The 14,526-nt window shown below is 73.2% G+C and carries 8 protein-coding genes and 1 tRNA gene; 2 read left to right on the forward strand and 7 right to left on the reverse strand.

All coding sequences use genetic code 11. The features are described from left to right. Positions 1–24: 24 nt before the first annotated feature. Genes Actkin_RS06125 through Actkin_RS06135 form a run of 3 tightly spaced genes read right to left on the reverse strand, consistent with a single transcriptional unit; the run spans position 25 to position 7,730 of the window. Positions 25–438, reverse strand: a complete 414-nt coding sequence (locus tag Actkin_RS06125) for a hypothetical protein (protein WP_258906309.1) — start codon at positions 436–438, stop codon at positions 25–27. Between the two features lie 17 nt (positions 439–455). Next, entirely contained in the window at positions 456–6,488 is a 6,033-nt protein-coding gene (locus Actkin_RS06130) for a hypothetical protein (protein WP_258906310.1), read from the reverse strand. Positions 6,489–6,530: 42 nt separating this feature from the next. Further along, the gene (locus Actkin_RS06135) at positions 6,531–7,730 is read right to left on the reverse strand and encodes a hypothetical protein (protein ID WP_258906312.1); all 1,200 of its coding nucleotides are present in this window, start codon (positions 7,728–7,730) and stop codon (positions 6,531–6,533) included. 211 nt (positions 7,731–7,941) lie between these two features. Between Actkin_RS06135 and Actkin_RS06140 the strand changes: the two genes are divergently transcribed. Further along, positions 7,942–10,293, forward strand: a complete 2,352-nt coding sequence (locus tag Actkin_RS06140; protein ID WP_258906313.1) for a beta-N-acetylhexosaminidase — start codon at positions 7,942–7,944, stop codon at positions 10,291–10,293. On the opposite strand, the gene Actkin_RS06145 is transcribed toward Actkin_RS06140, so the two are convergent. The 4 genes from Actkin_RS06145 to Actkin_RS06160 form a co-directional block, all read right to left on the reverse strand. Continuing rightward, on the reverse strand, positions 10,290–11,213 hold the full coding sequence (locus tag Actkin_RS06145) for a hypothetical protein (protein WP_258906314.1): 924 nt from the start codon (positions 11,211–11,213) through the stop codon (positions 10,290–10,292). The genes Actkin_RS06140 and Actkin_RS06145 overlap by 4 nt on opposite strands. 6 nt (positions 11,214–11,219) lie before the next feature. Then, complete coding sequence (locus Actkin_RS06150; RefSeq protein WP_189212245.1) at positions 11,220–12,146, reverse strand: hypothetical protein; 927 nt, start codon at positions 12,144–12,146, stop codon at positions 11,220–11,222. 11 nt (positions 12,147–12,157) lie between these two features. After that, positions 12,158–13,027, reverse strand: a complete 870-nt coding sequence (locus Actkin_RS06155) for a DUF4429 domain-containing protein (RefSeq protein ID WP_189212244.1) — start codon at positions 13,025–13,027, stop codon at positions 12,158–12,160. Between the two features lie 66 nt (positions 13,028–13,093). Next, a tRNA-Lys gene (locus Actkin_RS06160) sits at positions 13,094–13,166 on the reverse strand. A gap of 150 nt (positions 13,167–13,316) precedes the next feature. On the opposite strand from Actkin_RS06160, the gene Actkin_RS06165 reads away from it, so the two are divergent. Then, positions 13,317–14,495: a L,D-transpeptidase gene (locus tag Actkin_RS06165; protein ID WP_258906316.1), complete on the forward strand. Its 1,179-nt coding sequence runs from the start codon at positions 13,317–13,319 to the stop codon at positions 14,493–14,495. The last annotated feature ends 31 nt before the right edge of the window (positions 14,496–14,526 follow it).

Raw genomic sequence — 14,526 nt, forward strand, 5'->3', positions numbered from 1 at the left:
GCCACGAACGCGCTCCGGCCGGAATCAGGGGACGAACTCGAATGGGGCGGTGGCCTGTTCTGCGCAGATGGTGTCGGCGGCCTGTTCTGAGGACTGGATGACCGCGACGCGGGCGGCGTAGGTGGTCCAGGAAGTGGCTTTGTGGCCGCGGATGGAGTCGGGGCCCAAGGCGTTGTCGGCGGTTAGGCGGGCGGTGCCGTCGGGGCCGGTGGTGGCGGAGCCGAGGAGGATGCCGTCGGGGCCCAGGGACAGGAACTCCACGTCGACGCCTGAGACCGGCTTGTCGTTGTTGGTGAGGGTGGCGGTGAGGGTGAGGTCGACGAGGGGTTGGCCGTGGCCCTCGACGTGGGCGGGGGGTAGGGACAGTTCGGCGGAGCAGCCGAGGCCGCAGGCGGACACGCCCGCGGGCGACGCCAGCACCAGGGCCAGCGCCGCCATCGCGGGTCGGGTCAGGTTCAGCAAGGGCCGCCGCCGCTGTCGCCTTCCGGGGGGAACGGGCTGAAGCTATTGGAGACGGCGATGTCGAGCAACTGGGCGGCCTCGCCGCTCAGGTACTGCATCTGACCGTTCACCACCTTGCCCGGGTCCATGAACGTGAAGACGAACTTGCGGTTGTCCGCGTCGCCGACGCCGGACTGGGGCGGCAGGACGGTGATGCCGGACAGGGACGGGTCCGCCGGGATCTGCTCTTCCAGGAAGCCGGGGCTGGACTCGACCGGGTAGACCGTGATCGGCACCGGGCCCAACTGGACCTGGAACTCGGCGTTGACCCGCTTCTTCATGTCGAACACGTGGAACCGCAGGCCGGTGTGGTTGTCCTGCGGGCTCAGGTTCAGGTCGAACTCGTAGAGCGGGAACAGCGGCTGGTCGAACTTCTGGATCTGCAGGCTCAGGTCCAGGTCCAGCTTCGCCCGCACGTCCGGGGCGACCATGCTGAACCGGTCGTAGGTCCCCTGCACCCCGAAGGCGACGTAGCCCTTGCCGGGGGTGAGCGTCATGTCGCTGAAGCCGTCGACGACCAGGTGGATGTCGTCGATGACCACCTCCGGCGCCTGAATGTGGCCGCGGTCCACGTGCAGGGTCAGGATCGGGATGCCGACGCAGGCGACGATGTCCTGCTCGAACTCCTCGATGACCAGCGGCTCGTTCTGCCGCAGCTCGAACGACCCGCCCACCAGCAGCGACCCGGTCTTGCCCGGGCTGGACTGCAACCGCGTGTCGAACGTGCCCAGGTCATTCGGCGCGACGGTGACCGTCACCTTCTCGCCCAAGTCGACCAGCGCGGCGAACACGTCGTTGACCTGCAGGCCGATCGGGTCGCCCGCGAGGGCGAAGCGGCCCTGCACGTACGCCTCGGCGTCCAGGCCCGGCTCGGCCGACACGATGTCGATCACCGGGACCTTCAGCGGCGTGCCCTCCTTGTCGGTGCCGGTCACCGTGACGTCCACGCACGGCGCGTTCGGTCCCGCGTCGCAGGCCGGGATGTCGGTCAGCCGCGCCCGCGCCCCGGCCGGTGCGCCGTCGTAGGTGCCGCCGACGTGCGCGTTGACCATGCGGATCGGCGCGTTGGACGCCACCCGCACCCGGCTGTTCGCGCCGAAGTCGCCGGTGACCTTCAGCGACGACGGCACGCCCTGGACGTCCGCCGCGCCGCGCAGGGTGCCGTAGGGGGTGGTCGTGTCCGCCTCGGCGCGCAGTTGGAGTTCGTCGACGCCGCCGGAGGCGGTGTACTCCACGCTGAGGTCGTTGGCCCGCGCCGCGTCGGTCTTGTCGAAGCCGAACGGGCCGATGTGCAGGTCGAACGGCGACGGCAGCCCGCGCAGCCTGGCCATGGCCGCCGTGCGCGGCGCGACGTCGAACAGGCCGTCGAACCGCGCGTAGGCGATCAGGTCGACGCCCGCGGGCGGGCGGTACCCGACAATGTCGATCTTGGTGGCCGCCATGTCGACGTCGACCCTGGTGGGCAGGCCGGGCAGCGACACCGTGCCGACCGCGCCGAAGCACTTGCCCAGCAGGCCGCACAGCGGGCTCTCGTCCGGGGCGCAGCCCGCGCCCGAGCACGCGCGCGCCTCGACCGCGATCCCGTGCGCGTACAGCGGCACGCGGTCGATGGCGTCGATCGCGGCGGTCTTGCCGATCCGGGCCTCGGCGAGCAGGCCCACCGGCCGGTCGGTGAGGTAGCTCAGCTTGCCGTCGCCGTAGGTGACGTCCAGCGTGCTCGGCAGCGTCACCCGGCCCAGCGCGGCGTAGCGGACGTCGGCGGCGAGCACGAAGTCGCCGTCGAAGTTGACCGCGCCGTTGCCGGTGCGCAGGTCGAAGGCGACGCCGTTGTCCCTGGGCCGCGCCGAGACCTCCGACAGCCCGAACACCGCCGCGCTGGCGTCGAGGTCGCCGCTGGCCTGCCGGTAGTGCGCGGCGACGTGCTGGCCGGTGGGGGCCGTGGCGCCGGGGTGGTTGGTCACCGCGAACGCCGCGGCGTCGATCGCGCCGGAGACGCCGCGGAAGGCGAACGCCCCGCCTGCCCAGTCGGCCTCCATCCGCGCCGGGATGCCCCGGGCCTCGGCGAACACCTGGTACTGCCTGCCCTGGAACGGCACCCGCGCCGCGCGGAACGTGATCCGCCCCAGCTCGGCCGACGCCACCGACTCGAAGTGCGAGGCCGGGGCGTCCACCAGGACGTCGAGGTCCGCCGGGATCCCCTGCGCCGACGCTGACAGCAGACCGGCGTCCACAGTGGACAGCGACGCGCTCACCTCGTCGATCGGCGCGGAGTTGTGCACCCCGAGCCGGGTCACCGCGTCGAACGTCCCGGTGACCCGCGCCGTCGCGGGCAGCCGGTCGATCGACGCCCGCGCCCGCAGCGTGCTCGGCGTGTCGGCCTCCGCGGCGATCCGCAGCGTGCCCAGCGGCGCCGACGCCCGGTACCCGACGTCGACCCGCGACGGCGCGTCCTCGACGGTGATGGGCCCCACGGCCAGGTCCACGTTCGACGGCAGCCCGGCCAGCTCGACCTGCCCCTCCAGCCGGGGCAGGCCCGGCAGCAGCCCGATGACCTCCAGGTACGCCGTCAGCGGCGCGCCCGGCGGCGGGGTGTAGCCGGTGATCTCGATCTCCCGGCCGGCCAGGTCGACCGACAGCGCGGTCGGCAGGCCGGGCAGCCGGATCGTCCCGGCCACGCCGAGGCAGCGCTCGAACAGCGTGCAGATCGGCGTGTCGTCGGGCGCGCAGCCAGCGCCCGCGTCGCAGCCACGGGCGCGCACCGCGACGCCGTTGTCGAACAGCGGCGCGCCGAGCCCGGCGAGCGCGGCGACCTTGCCGATGTGCACGTCGGCGGTCAGCCCGATCGACCGGTCGCCGGTGTAGGTGATCTTGCCGTCGGCCAGGTCGACGGTGAGCGTCAGGTCGGTCGGCAGGTTGTCGATGCGCGCCGTCACGGCCAGCCGGGTGTCGTCCACCCCGTTCGCGGCGAGCAGCACGTCGGCGTCGACGAACACGGGCTGCCCGTCGGTGTCCAGTTGCAGGTTGGCGACCTGGCTGGCCGGGCCGCGCGCGTACTCGGCCAGGGTCAGGTTGCGGATCGACACGCTGCCGTCGAAGTCGCCGGTGACCTGCCGGTAGTGCGCGGACACGTGCTGCCCGGCAGGCATCGTCGCGCCCGCGTGGTTGGTCACCGAGAACCGCGCCGCGCCCAGCGGGCCGGTGAGGCCGCGGAAGCGCATGAGGCCGTCGGCGAAGTCGGCGTCGAACCGCGCGGGCACGCCCGTCAGCTCGCCGATGGCCAGGTAGTCGCGGCCCGCGACCGGCGTGCGGGCCACCGCGGTGATGCCGCCCAGCGGGGCCGACATCGTGCCGTCGAGGTGGCGGGCAGGCAGGTCCACCAGCACGTCGACCTCGGTCGGCAACGCCGTCAGCGCCGCTGACAGGTAGTGGTTGCCGGTCGGGTCGAGCCGCTCGACGCCCTGCGGGCTGACGAACAGCTCCGCGCGCGGCACGGCGCTGCTGGCCCGGTAGGCCAGGCGGGGCCGCTCGCCGAGGTCGTAGGTCACCTCGACGCGCTCCGGCAGGCCCTCGATCGCGGCCAGCGCGCTCGGCCCGGCCGCGGTGTCCACATAGGCCGCCTGCACGCGGTTCACCACCGAACTGGCGGTGAACAGCACCCTGCGGGCGACGGTGTCGAGGTCGAACGCCAGCGACGCGGGCAGGTTCGACACGTCGAGGCGCGCCTTCTGCCTGCCGTCGATCACGCCCGCCGCGACGAACCGCTGGCCGCCCGGGGTGAACTCGGTCCCGCCGCGCGGGTGGTCGTCGAAGTAGACGTCGATGCCGCGCAGCCCGGTCACCCGGGCGCTGACGCCGAGCCGGTCGCCGTCGATGATCGCGGTGCCGTGCTCGCCGTCCAGCGGGGCGTAGTCGCCCAGCCCCTTCGACAGCGCCACCTCGGCCGAGCCGAGCGGGTTGTCGGCGGTGAACTGGACGTGCCGGGCGGGCAGGTCGGCGTTGACCACCACCGCCGTCGGCAGCTCGCGGAGCTTGCCGCGCAGCACTATCGCGGGCTCGCGGTCGTAGAAGGCGATGTCGAGCGCGGCGAGCGCGGAGGACGCCGTGTAGTCCAGTCGCGCGCTCTCCGGCGCGGTCGCCAGCACGCCGCGCCAGGTGGCCGGGACGGCCTGCGCCGATGCCCGCGTGGCCCGGGTGAGCTGTTGTCCTGAGTAGACGTAGTCGGCGAACAGGATGGTGTCGATCGTGTCGCTCGCGGTGTAGTCCACGGTCGCGTCGCCGCCGCCTGCTGGCCGGGTGAGCGCGGCCGACACCGAGGTCGGGAGCACGTCCACGACGAGCTGGTCGAAGCGGTCCGTCGGCGGGTCGGCGGTGCGGTTGTTGGACAGCACCTGGACGTCCAGCCGGGTCTCCGTCGTGCTGTTCGCGTCGACGGTCGCCTTCTGGTCGCGGTCGGGCGCGCCCGGGTCGATGAAGGCGTGCACGTCGAAGAAGGTCGGCACGGGGGAGAACTGCGCGCTCGCGACCGTCGGGTCGTACGGGTGCCCGGCGTCGTCGTCGGTGACGTTGGCCAGGCCCGCGGTGATCGCGAGCGAGTCCGCCGCGCCGACGGTGATCAGCCGCGCCTTGATGTCGAAGATCCCGCGCAGGACCTGCAGCGGCGCGAACGTGTAGACGCCGACGGCGGCCGTGGGCAGGCCCGCGCCGCGGCGCAGGCCGTCGAAGCCGACGGAGATCCGCTTGTGCGTGGGGAAGTCGTAGACCGCCCACACGTGCGCGGGCAGGTCCTCGCCCGCGAACTCGCTGGTGGGCAGCCGCAGGTTGACCAGGCCGAGTCCGAGGTGGACGAGGTTGAGCAGGGCCTCGACCTTCGCGGTGAGCGCGGCGCCGAGGTCGGCGAGCAGGTTCTCCAGCTGCAGCTTTTCCACCAGGAGTTCGGGGTGGAGGATGACGTTGAGCGGGTCGCTGAGCAGTTCGAGGACCACGTTGAGCCGGTTGGTCACGGCCGCGATCTCGGCCTCGAGGTCCAGGATCTCCCGGGCGACGGCGATGATGTCGCCCGGAGCGGCCAGCGGCACCAGGTCGGAGAGCACGTCGGGGGTGCCGTCGCCGGTGACGTCGACGATCGCGGGCACGGCCAGCGGGAGGGTCAGCGTGCAGGAGACCTCTTTGGTGCGCGACTCCGAGCAGATGCGGTACGTCAGGCGCGGGATGCCGTCGGGCAGGGCCTCCAGCAGCGCCAGCGGGTCGACCGGCAGCGGCGGCGGGATGTTGCCCGAGGTCAGGGCCTCCAGAAGCTCGCGCAGGGTGGCCGGTCGGGTGGGGTCGATGAACTGGGCGGAGCGCACCTGCGGCTGCAGGTCCTCGGCGTCGAGGTCGGGCTGCCCCTGCGGCGTGGTGCGGCCCGCGGCGGCCAGGGTGGCCAGCGCCTCGGCCGCGGTCGCGTCGACCAGCTCCTGCCCGGGGCGTCGGGGCAGGTCCAGCGGCGACGGCGTGACCGGCGGGTTGGGCGCGATCGGCACCCGCTCGACCGGCACGCGGCCGTCCGGGCCGGGGTCGAGCGCGGGCAGCGGCGCGATGGGCTGGGCAGCCGACGGCCCCCGGCCGATGTCCGGCGAGCCGTCGGGCCCGGGGTCGATCGGCCCGAGCTGACCGGGCGGCGCGGGCGGGTCCGCGCTGGCCGCGGCGGCGTCCTGCGCCTCAGTGACGGTCGTCTGGCGCGCGGAGGTGTCACCGGGAGCCGGTTGGCCCGCTGAGGTTTCCCCTTGTGGTTGGCCTGCGGTGGTTCCCTCTGCCGGAGATGTCGCCGTCGCACCGGACGCCGATGTGGGCGGCGTTGTCTGGTGGGACGCCGAGGTTTCGGAGCTGGGCGGCGTGGGCGCGACGGGCTGCGCGGCCGCGGGCGTGGTGACGCCTGCCGCCAGCGTGGCCGCCAGCAGCGGGACTATCGCCAGCCGGGCCCCGCGCGCGCGGAAACGGAACAGTGCCATGACATCCCCCAGGTGTTCTTGGTCACGACGCGTCCGAGGAAATCACACACCCCCGACAAAACCGGACGCCCCTTTACCACGAGTACCCAAATGGAGCAGTGCCGCCGCGACCACGAACGCCACCGCCGCCGCGACCTGCCCGCCACGCCCGACGATCCCCTCGACGCTCCCCGCGCCGTGGAGTGCCGCGAGCACGTGCCCGAACCCCACCGCCGCCGTCACGCCTAGCGCGCCTACGGATTCAGTGCGCACCGCTGTCGCCGCGCACCCCGCCACCGCGGCCATGACCAGCGCGAGGAAGACCCACACCACGAGCGGGCTGTCCATCCACCCGAGCCCCAACAACAGAGCGGGTATCACACAGAGACCGACCACCCACGGCGCCGCCCTGCCCGCCAGACTCCCCGCGACCACCCCGGCCGCGGCGATCGGCCACCCGTACCAGATCTCGCCCGCCACAACGGAATGCAGCAGCACCAAGCTCGTGAACGGCGCCGCGAGCACCAGCCCCAGCCCGCCGACGGCCCACCACTCCCGTCCCGCCGCGGCCAGCGCGGCGCCGACAAGCGCGACCCCGATCAGCGCGCCGATGAGACTCCCGAGGACCGGCTTCCCCAAGACCGCGACGACAAGCGTGGGAACCGCCGTCAACAGCACAATGCCTGCGGCGATCCAGTGCACCTGCCGCGACTCAGAGGACCGCTCCGCGCTCAACACAGCCGCGACGACCACAACCAGCGCCGCCACACCCACGATCCCCACCCGCGCCGGATGGCTCTGCAACGCGCCGGTCAACGACACCCCGAAGTACCCCGCGCCCGCCGCGACCCCGACAACCCACGCCGCGCCCACCCGCCGCGCCCCGGACACGACCCCGATCAGCAGCGCCCCGGACGCCGCCGCCAGCACCACACCCCAGAACGGATCGACCGGAAGCTCCACCGTGGACTCCCCGGCCGTCCGCACCCGCAGGGACAACCCGCCCCCGGGCGGCCCGCTCACCGCCAGCACCACCCCGACCCCCACGACTCCCGCCGCGACGACCCACCGCCACCACCGGGCCGCCACCAGCGCGCCCGCCATCCCCAGCGCGCCGCCGACCGCGACCGCCGCCTGGAACCCGATCACCTCCGGCCGGTCGACGCCGGCCCACATCAGGGCGTCCACCGACATCGGCGCCCCCACGAACGCGAGCACGACCACGCCCGCTCCGACCACGATCCCCGCCCAGTTGGTCCGCATGCGCCCCAACGTAACGCCCCGACGGCACTCGTCCACGTCGTTCGGCGAAGCCCGCGCGGACCTGATCGACTCGCGGGCCATCCCCAGGCGCGTGACGATCCACCGACGCGTCCACAGGAGACAGATCTGCCAATTACTGCATTCGCGTGATCGAAGATGAGTGAAAAGTGGGATAATCTCGCACTACCCTGCAACCAGGCGAGGGAGTCCCATGCGCACCAGCTATGGTCTAGTCCAATCTAGCAGGTCGGCGAGGCCCAGTCCACGCAAGCTCGCCGCCGTCACCGCCGCGCTCGCCCTGGTGGTCGGCGTCGTCCCGGCGGCATCGGCCACGCCGCAGGCGGCCGCCACGGCGACCGCCGGGCTCGTCCCGCTTCCGGTGTTGGTCGAGGAGGACACGCGGGCGCGGCCCTACGTCATCCGGCCGGATGTCTCGATCGTCGCGCCAGGCGCCGCCGCCCCCGTCGCGGAGCTGCTGGCCGACGAGCTGCGCGCCGCGACCGGCTACCGCGTCCCCGTGCGTCCCCGCGGCCACGGCATCCGGATCACCGTCGACCCCAAGGCCCGCTACACCGTCGACGGCGCCGCCCCCACCGCCGAGTCCTACACCCTCGACGTGAGCCACCGCGGCGTCGCCATCACCGCCCGCACCCCGCACGGCGCGTTCAACGGGGTGCAGACGTTCCGCCAGCTCCTCCCGGCGTGGACGGCGTCGCCGACGCCCGTCAAGCACGACTGGACCGTCCGGGCCGTCCACATCGAGGACGCGCCGCGCTTCGCCTATCGAGGCATCATGCTCGACGTCGCCCGGTCGTTCCAGGACGTCGACGAGGTCAAGCGGCACATCGATGTCCTGTCCGCGCTGAAGATGAGCGTCCTGCACCTGCACCTGGCCGACGACCAGGGATGGCGCATCGAGATCACCAACGACGGCAAGGCCGAGGGCGACCCCATCGACTACACCGCCCTCACCCGCGTCTCCGGCGCCACCGCGATGAACGAGCGCGGACACCGCCAGGAGCTGGGCCGCACCGGCTACTACACCCAGGCCCAGTACCGCGACATCGTCGCGTACGCGCGCGAGCGGTTCGTCACCGTCGTCCCCGAGGTCGACGTGCCCGGCCACACCAACGCCGTCCTGCACGCGATCCCGCAGCTCAACACCGACCGCTCGCTGCCCGCGCGCGACGCGGAGACCGGCGTCGTCCCGTGGAACGGCACCGCGAACGTCGGCTACTCCGCCCTCGACGAGCGCCACGAGCTGACCTACACCTTCGTGGAGCACGTCTTCCGCCAGCTCGCCGAGCTGACCGGCGGCCCGTACGTCCACATCGGCGGCGACGAGTCGCACGCCATGGGCCACGCCCGCTACGTCGACTTCATCACCCGCGCCGTGCCGAGGGTGCAGGCCGCGACCGGGGTCGGCACGATGGGCTGGACCGAGTACGCCGAGGCCGGGCTGGCGCAGGGCCCGGGCTACTGGGACGGCTCGGTCGTGCAGTACTGGATCGGCTCCGGCGACTGGGTGCGCGACTTCGTGGCCAAGGGCGGCAAGGCCGTCGTGTCGAAGGCGGACGGCGCCTACCTCGACCAGAAGTACGGCCCCACCACCCCGATCGGGCTCAGCTGGGCCTGCCGGACCGACTGCGACTTCCCGAAGTACTACAACTGGGACCCGACCACCACCGTCTCCGGCGGCATCCCGGAGGACGCCGTGCTCGGCGTCGAAGGTCCACTGTGGTCGGAGACGATCCGCGGCGGCGACCAGGCGCAGTTCCTCGCCCTCCCCAGGGCCGCGTCGATCCTGGAGACCGGGTGGACGCCCGCCGCCCGCAAGGACGTCACCGGCTTCACCGCCCGGCTGGCGCGGCTCGGCGCCCGCTTCGCGGTGTCCGGCGTCAACTTCTACGAGAGCCCGGCCGCGGCGTGGGCGGCCTCGGTCGCGGGCACGGACGTCACGGCCCGCCGGGGCGTCGCCGCCCGGCACGGCCTCGGGCTCGTCGCCGCGCCCGGCACCAAGACCGACGGCCGCGCGATCACCCCGGACACCGTCGACACCGACGGCGACCCGGCGTCGGGCAGCGCGCTGCGCGGCCCGCTGACCGCGACGGCGACCTGCGCGGGCGTCGTCCTCCCGGTGACGTTCACCCAGGCCCAGCCCAGGGACGCCCTGCACGGCGCGGGTGTCTACACCGCGGGCGTCGAGGCGGGCTTCACCCGCGACACCACGTGCGTGCTCACCCCGTCGGCAGGCGACCCGGTGAGCGTCCGGGTCCGCGTGGCCCGCGGTGGTGACGACCGCGCCGACCGGCAGGCCCCGACGCTGACGGTCGACGACACGGTGCGCGCGGGGACGTGGGTGCCGCTGACCCTCACCGGGTTCGAGCCCGGGTACGTCGACATCCGCATCGACGGCGTCACGGTCTACACCGTCCGCGCCGACGGCGAGGGCCGGTTCCAGCGCCACGGCGTCATCCCCGCGACGACCCCGACCGGGGCGCGGACGATCACCGCCGTGCAGGGCGAACGCACGGCGAGCGCCGCGGTCGAGGTGACCGGCTAGGGCCGGGGCCGGTCCGCGGGCACGTTCCGGACGTGCCTGCGGACCGCCCGGTCGTAGGCCTTGGCGCCGCCGACGAACGACCACGCCCACCCCGACGGCCTGCCCGCCACCGCGGCCAGGTGCGGCTCGGCGAGGCTGTACTCGTACATCCGCGTGAACGCCGCGGCGAACAGGTTGTGCGCCTCCACGGTGCGGGGGTGCGGCCGGGCCGCGGCGAGGAACCGCTGGGACAGCGCGGCCACCTCGTCGCGGACCGCGCCGCCGAAGTAGTCCCACATCGCCCGCCGGTCCGCCGCCTTCCCGGACGCCCGGAAGGCCGCCTCCAGCCCCGCGTGGACCCGGAAGTGCGCGAGCACCACCAGGGCGATCCTCGGGTCGCCCGAGCCCGCCGAGCGCGCGGTCGCCCTGGCGAAGGCCAGCGCCTTGACCGGATCGAGGATCTCGACCCGCGCGCGGTGGGCCGAGAACAGCGTGGGGCCGCGCTTCACCGCGCGCTCCCACGCCTTGTCGCACTCCGCGCGGTTCGTCGCCGAGGTGACGGTCTGCAGCAGGTCGTGCGGGACCGGGTCGGTGTCGACGAGTTCGGCGGCCTGGTTCAGCGGGCCGAGCGCGCGGCGCAGGTAGGCGTGCGCGACCCGTGCCGCGTTGGGGTCGCTCGCGCCGTCGGCGATCACCTGCGCCTCGGCGATCGCCACCGCGCCCGCCAGCAGCGACAGCTCGGGGTCCACGCTGTCCATCGCCAGCGACAGCACCTGCCCGCCCAGCCCCACCAGCCTGCCCGCCAGCACCTCGACGCGCAGCGAGCGCGTCTCAGGCTGGGTCCGCGCCTCGGCCAGGATCGTCCGCGCGGGGCTGATCCGGTGCTCCTCCAACTCCGCGATGGCCGCGTCCAGCGCGGTGTCGTCCCAGGCGTGGTCCATCTGCCCTCACAGGTACTTCGCCGCGGCGCGCTGGTAGGCGGCCTCGCCGCCGACGAAGGCCCACGCGGCGTCGTTGAGGTGGTCGTTCATGGCGCGCAGGTGCGGGACGGCGTGCGCGGCGTCGTCCAGGGCGGAGAACACGGCGGCGAACGCGTTGTGCGCCCAGCAGGTCTGCGGCAGCGACAGCGGGGTGGTGAGCAGCTTCGTCGACGCGGCCACGAGTTCGGCGCGGGCGGCCCTGGCGTAGCGGGCCACCGGGACGGACCGGTGCGCCGCGCCCTCGAACTGGGCCTCGGCGATGACGGCCGCGACCGGGTGCCCCGGCGGCGCGGCGGCCACCGACGCCCTGGCGAACTCGATCATGGCCGTCTCGTCGCCGCCCCACTTGGGCGCCAGGGACTGCAGCCTGCGCCGCACGGCGACGGTCATGGTGGGGCAGCGGCTGGCGATCTCGGCCCAGAGCGCGTCCTGCTCGCCGCGGTCGAACTCCAGCCCGCGCGCGACGGGGTCCATCTCGCTCCACGGCACCGGGTCGCCGGGCAGCAGCCCGGCCGCGGCGCGCAGCGGGGCGACCGCCTGCGCGAGGTGGTTGTGGAAGATGCGGAACCGCGGCGCGCCGACCGTCTCCGCCCGCCCCGCGCCGCGCACTGCCCACGCCTCGCGCACGAACACCGCGCCGCTGAGCAACAACAGGTCGGCGTCACCGGCCCCGGCGATGGTCGCGATCTCGTCGCCGAACCCGATCAGCGCCTCGGCGAGCTCGCCGACCCGGAACACCCGGATCTCCGGTTGGTCGCGGCACTCCCCGAGCACGGTGCGCGCTGCGCCGAGTCTGCCCTCCTCGGCCTCGGCGAGCGCGGCGTCCAGGATCGGGTCCCGCCAGCTCCGTCCTCTGGTGACCGTGCGAGCCGGACTCCTGCGCAACCACCCCATGGCGGGGCACGCTACCCGTCTTGTGGCGGTGGCCACTCCTCGGCCGACATGCTGCGTAACACGGCCCGCTTGGCAGCGGTGAACTCGTCTTCGGTCAGGACGCCGCTGTCGCGCAGGTCGCCGAGTTCGCGGAGCCTGCGCATGAGCACGTCCACATCGGGCGGGGCCGCGGCCGGGGCGTCGGGGCGCGAGCGGGGGATCCGCGCGACGACGGCGGCGGCGACCAACGCGGTCAGCAGCTCGTTCTCGGTGCCCCAGGTGAGCCGCACCGCGTGCAGGTCGCTCGTCGGGGCGACGTTCGGACTGGCGTCGCGGACGATGAACCGCAGCACGCCGTCGGTGAGCCCGCTGGACGGCCGCCACACGACGGCGGTCACCTTGTCGATCGGCAGCTCCTGCGTGCCCGACCTGCGCTTGACGTCCGGCGCCTGCCAGCTCCACTCGAGCAGCACCCGGCTGCCGTCGAACGACACGACCGCCTCGGACACCGTCGCGCTGACCGGCAGCGCGGGCCCGGGCAGCAGGAACCGCCCGACCGGCCCGTCCCCCTCCGCGCGCGGGGTGAACCGGAACGCCTCGACCAGGTAGTCGGCGTTGACGACCTGCGCGGGGTCGACCGCCAGCCGGTAGGGGTTGGCCTGCTCGGGCAGGTGGCCGCCGACCACCTGGCTCAGCGGGTCGGCCCCCTCACGCAGCCGCGCCCGCAGCGCCCCGCCCTTCTTGCCCGGCTCGTAGCTGATGCCCGCGATCGCCGCCGCGGGCACGACCAACTCCCCGAGCGCCTTCCTGAGCTTGTGCACCTTGCGATCGGTACCCGGCGTGATCCGCAGGGCGGCCCCGTCGAACCCCCAGGTCCCCTCGGCCGTGGTCACCTCAGCCATGGCGGCGACCCTACCAAGATCGGAAATGCCAACAGGACCAGGTCGATGACCTGGTCCTGTTGAATGTGCGCCGCCAGGGACTCGAACCCCGAACCCGCTGGTTAAGAGCCAGCTGCTCTGCCAGTTGAGCTAGCGGCGCTCGTTGCTGACGGGGGAAAAGTTAGCACAGCCCCCGCCCGGCGAAGAAATCGGGGGGTCGACGCCAGGCAACCGGACGTCCCGTTCAGGCGTCACCCATTCGTGGGGCACACTGGGTTCCCACAGGTCAGCGTGAGGAAAGTGGGGGACGATGCGGGGACGGGTTGGCGTGCTCGTCGCGGTTCTGGTGGGTCTGGGGGCGTGCACGGCCGCCCCCGAGCCGTCGGCGCCCGCGGGGGAGACGCCGGGTGTGACGACCACCACGGCGCCGCCCGCGGAGCCGTTGCGGCTGACGCTCACCCCGGCCGACAAGGCCAAGGACGTGGAGCCGGGGCAGCCGGTGACGGTGGAGGTCGCCGGGGGGATGCTCAGCGAGGTCGTGCTCAAGAACGACGCGGGCAAGGCGGTCGAGGGGAAGCTGTCCGACGACGGTCGCACGTGGACCTACGCGGGCGGGCTCGGCTACGGCAAGACCTACACCATGACCGCGACCGGCAAGGACGCCGAGGGCAAGCCGACGACCTCCACCGCGACCTTCACCACGGCCAAGCCCGCTCGGCAGACGGCGCTGTCGATGAACCCCCTCGACGGGCAGACGGTCGGGGTCGGGCAGCCGTTCTCCTTCTACTTCAGCACCAACATCCGCGACAAGGCCGCCGCTGAGAAGGCAATCAGGATCACCACGTCGCCGGAGACCGAGGGCGCGTTCTACTGGTACGACGACAGCACTGTGCACTGGCGGCCCAAGGAGTACTGGAAGCCCGGCACGAAGGTGACCGTCGACGCGCGGATCTACGGCAAGCACTTCGGCAACGGCACCTACGGCCGCGAGGACCGCAAGGCCTCGGTGACCATCGGCGACGCCGTGGTGATGAAGGCCGACGGCAAGACCCACCAGATGACGGTGACGATCAACGGCAAGGTCGCCAAGACCATGCCGATCTCGATGGGCAAGAAGGGGTACGAGACCCCGGTCGGCACCTATGTGGTCATGAGCGAGCACGTGAACTACACAATGGACTCCTCCACCTACGGCGTGCCCACGGACGCCGCCGAGGGCTACCGCACGACGGTCGAGGTGGCCACCCGGATGTCCAACAGCGGGATCTTCTACCACTCCGCGCCGTGGTCGGTGGGGGACCAGGGCAGGCGCAACGTCAGCCACGGGTGCATCAACGTCTCCACGGAGAACGCGCGCTGGCTGCAGCGGATCTCGCAGAAGGGCGACGTCATCACCGTGGTGAACTCCGGTGGGGCCAAGCTGCAGTCCTGGGACGGCCTCGGCGTCTGGCAGGTGCCGTGGGAGACCTGGAAGAAGGGCAACCGCTGAAAAACGGGCCCCCGGCGGGACTGCCGGGGGC

It is taken from the genome of Actinokineospora sp. UTMC 2448, from assembly GCF_024760565.1.
In the GTDB taxonomy this organism is placed as follows: domain Bacteria; phylum Actinomycetota; class Actinomycetes; order Mycobacteriales; family Pseudonocardiaceae; genus Actinokineospora; species Actinokineospora fastidiosa.

Coding starts and splice junctions, on each gene's coding strand:
- Actkin_RS06125 (WP_258906309.1), bottom strand. CDS start 438: ATGGCGGCGCTGGCCCTGGTGCTGGCGTCGCCCGCGGGCGTGTCCGCC.
- Actkin_RS06130 (WP_258906310.1), bottom strand. CDS start 6,488: ATGGCACTGTTCCGTTTCCGCGCGCGCGGGGCCCGGCTGGCGATAGTC.
- Actkin_RS06135 (WP_258906312.1), bottom strand. CDS start 7,730: ATGCGGACCAACTGGGCGGGGATCGTGGTCGGAGCGGGCGTGGTCGTG.
- Actkin_RS06140 (WP_258906313.1), top strand. CDS start 7,942: ATGCGCACCAGCTATGGTCTAGTCCAATCTAGCAGGTCGGCGAGGCCC.
- Actkin_RS06145 (WP_258906314.1), bottom strand. CDS start 11,213: ATGGACCACGCCTGGGACGACACCGCGCTGGACGCGGCCATCGCGGAG.
- Actkin_RS06150 (WP_189212245.1), bottom strand. CDS start 12,146: ATGGGGTGGTTGCGCAGGAGTCCGGCTCGCACGGTCACCAGAGGACGG.
- Actkin_RS06155 (WP_189212244.1), bottom strand. CDS start 13,027: ATGGCTGAGGTGACCACGGCCGAGGGGACCTGGGGGTTCGACGGGGCC.
- Actkin_RS06165 (WP_258906316.1), top strand. CDS start 13,317: ATGCGGGGACGGGTTGGCGTGCTCGTCGCGGTTCTGGTGGGTCTGGGG.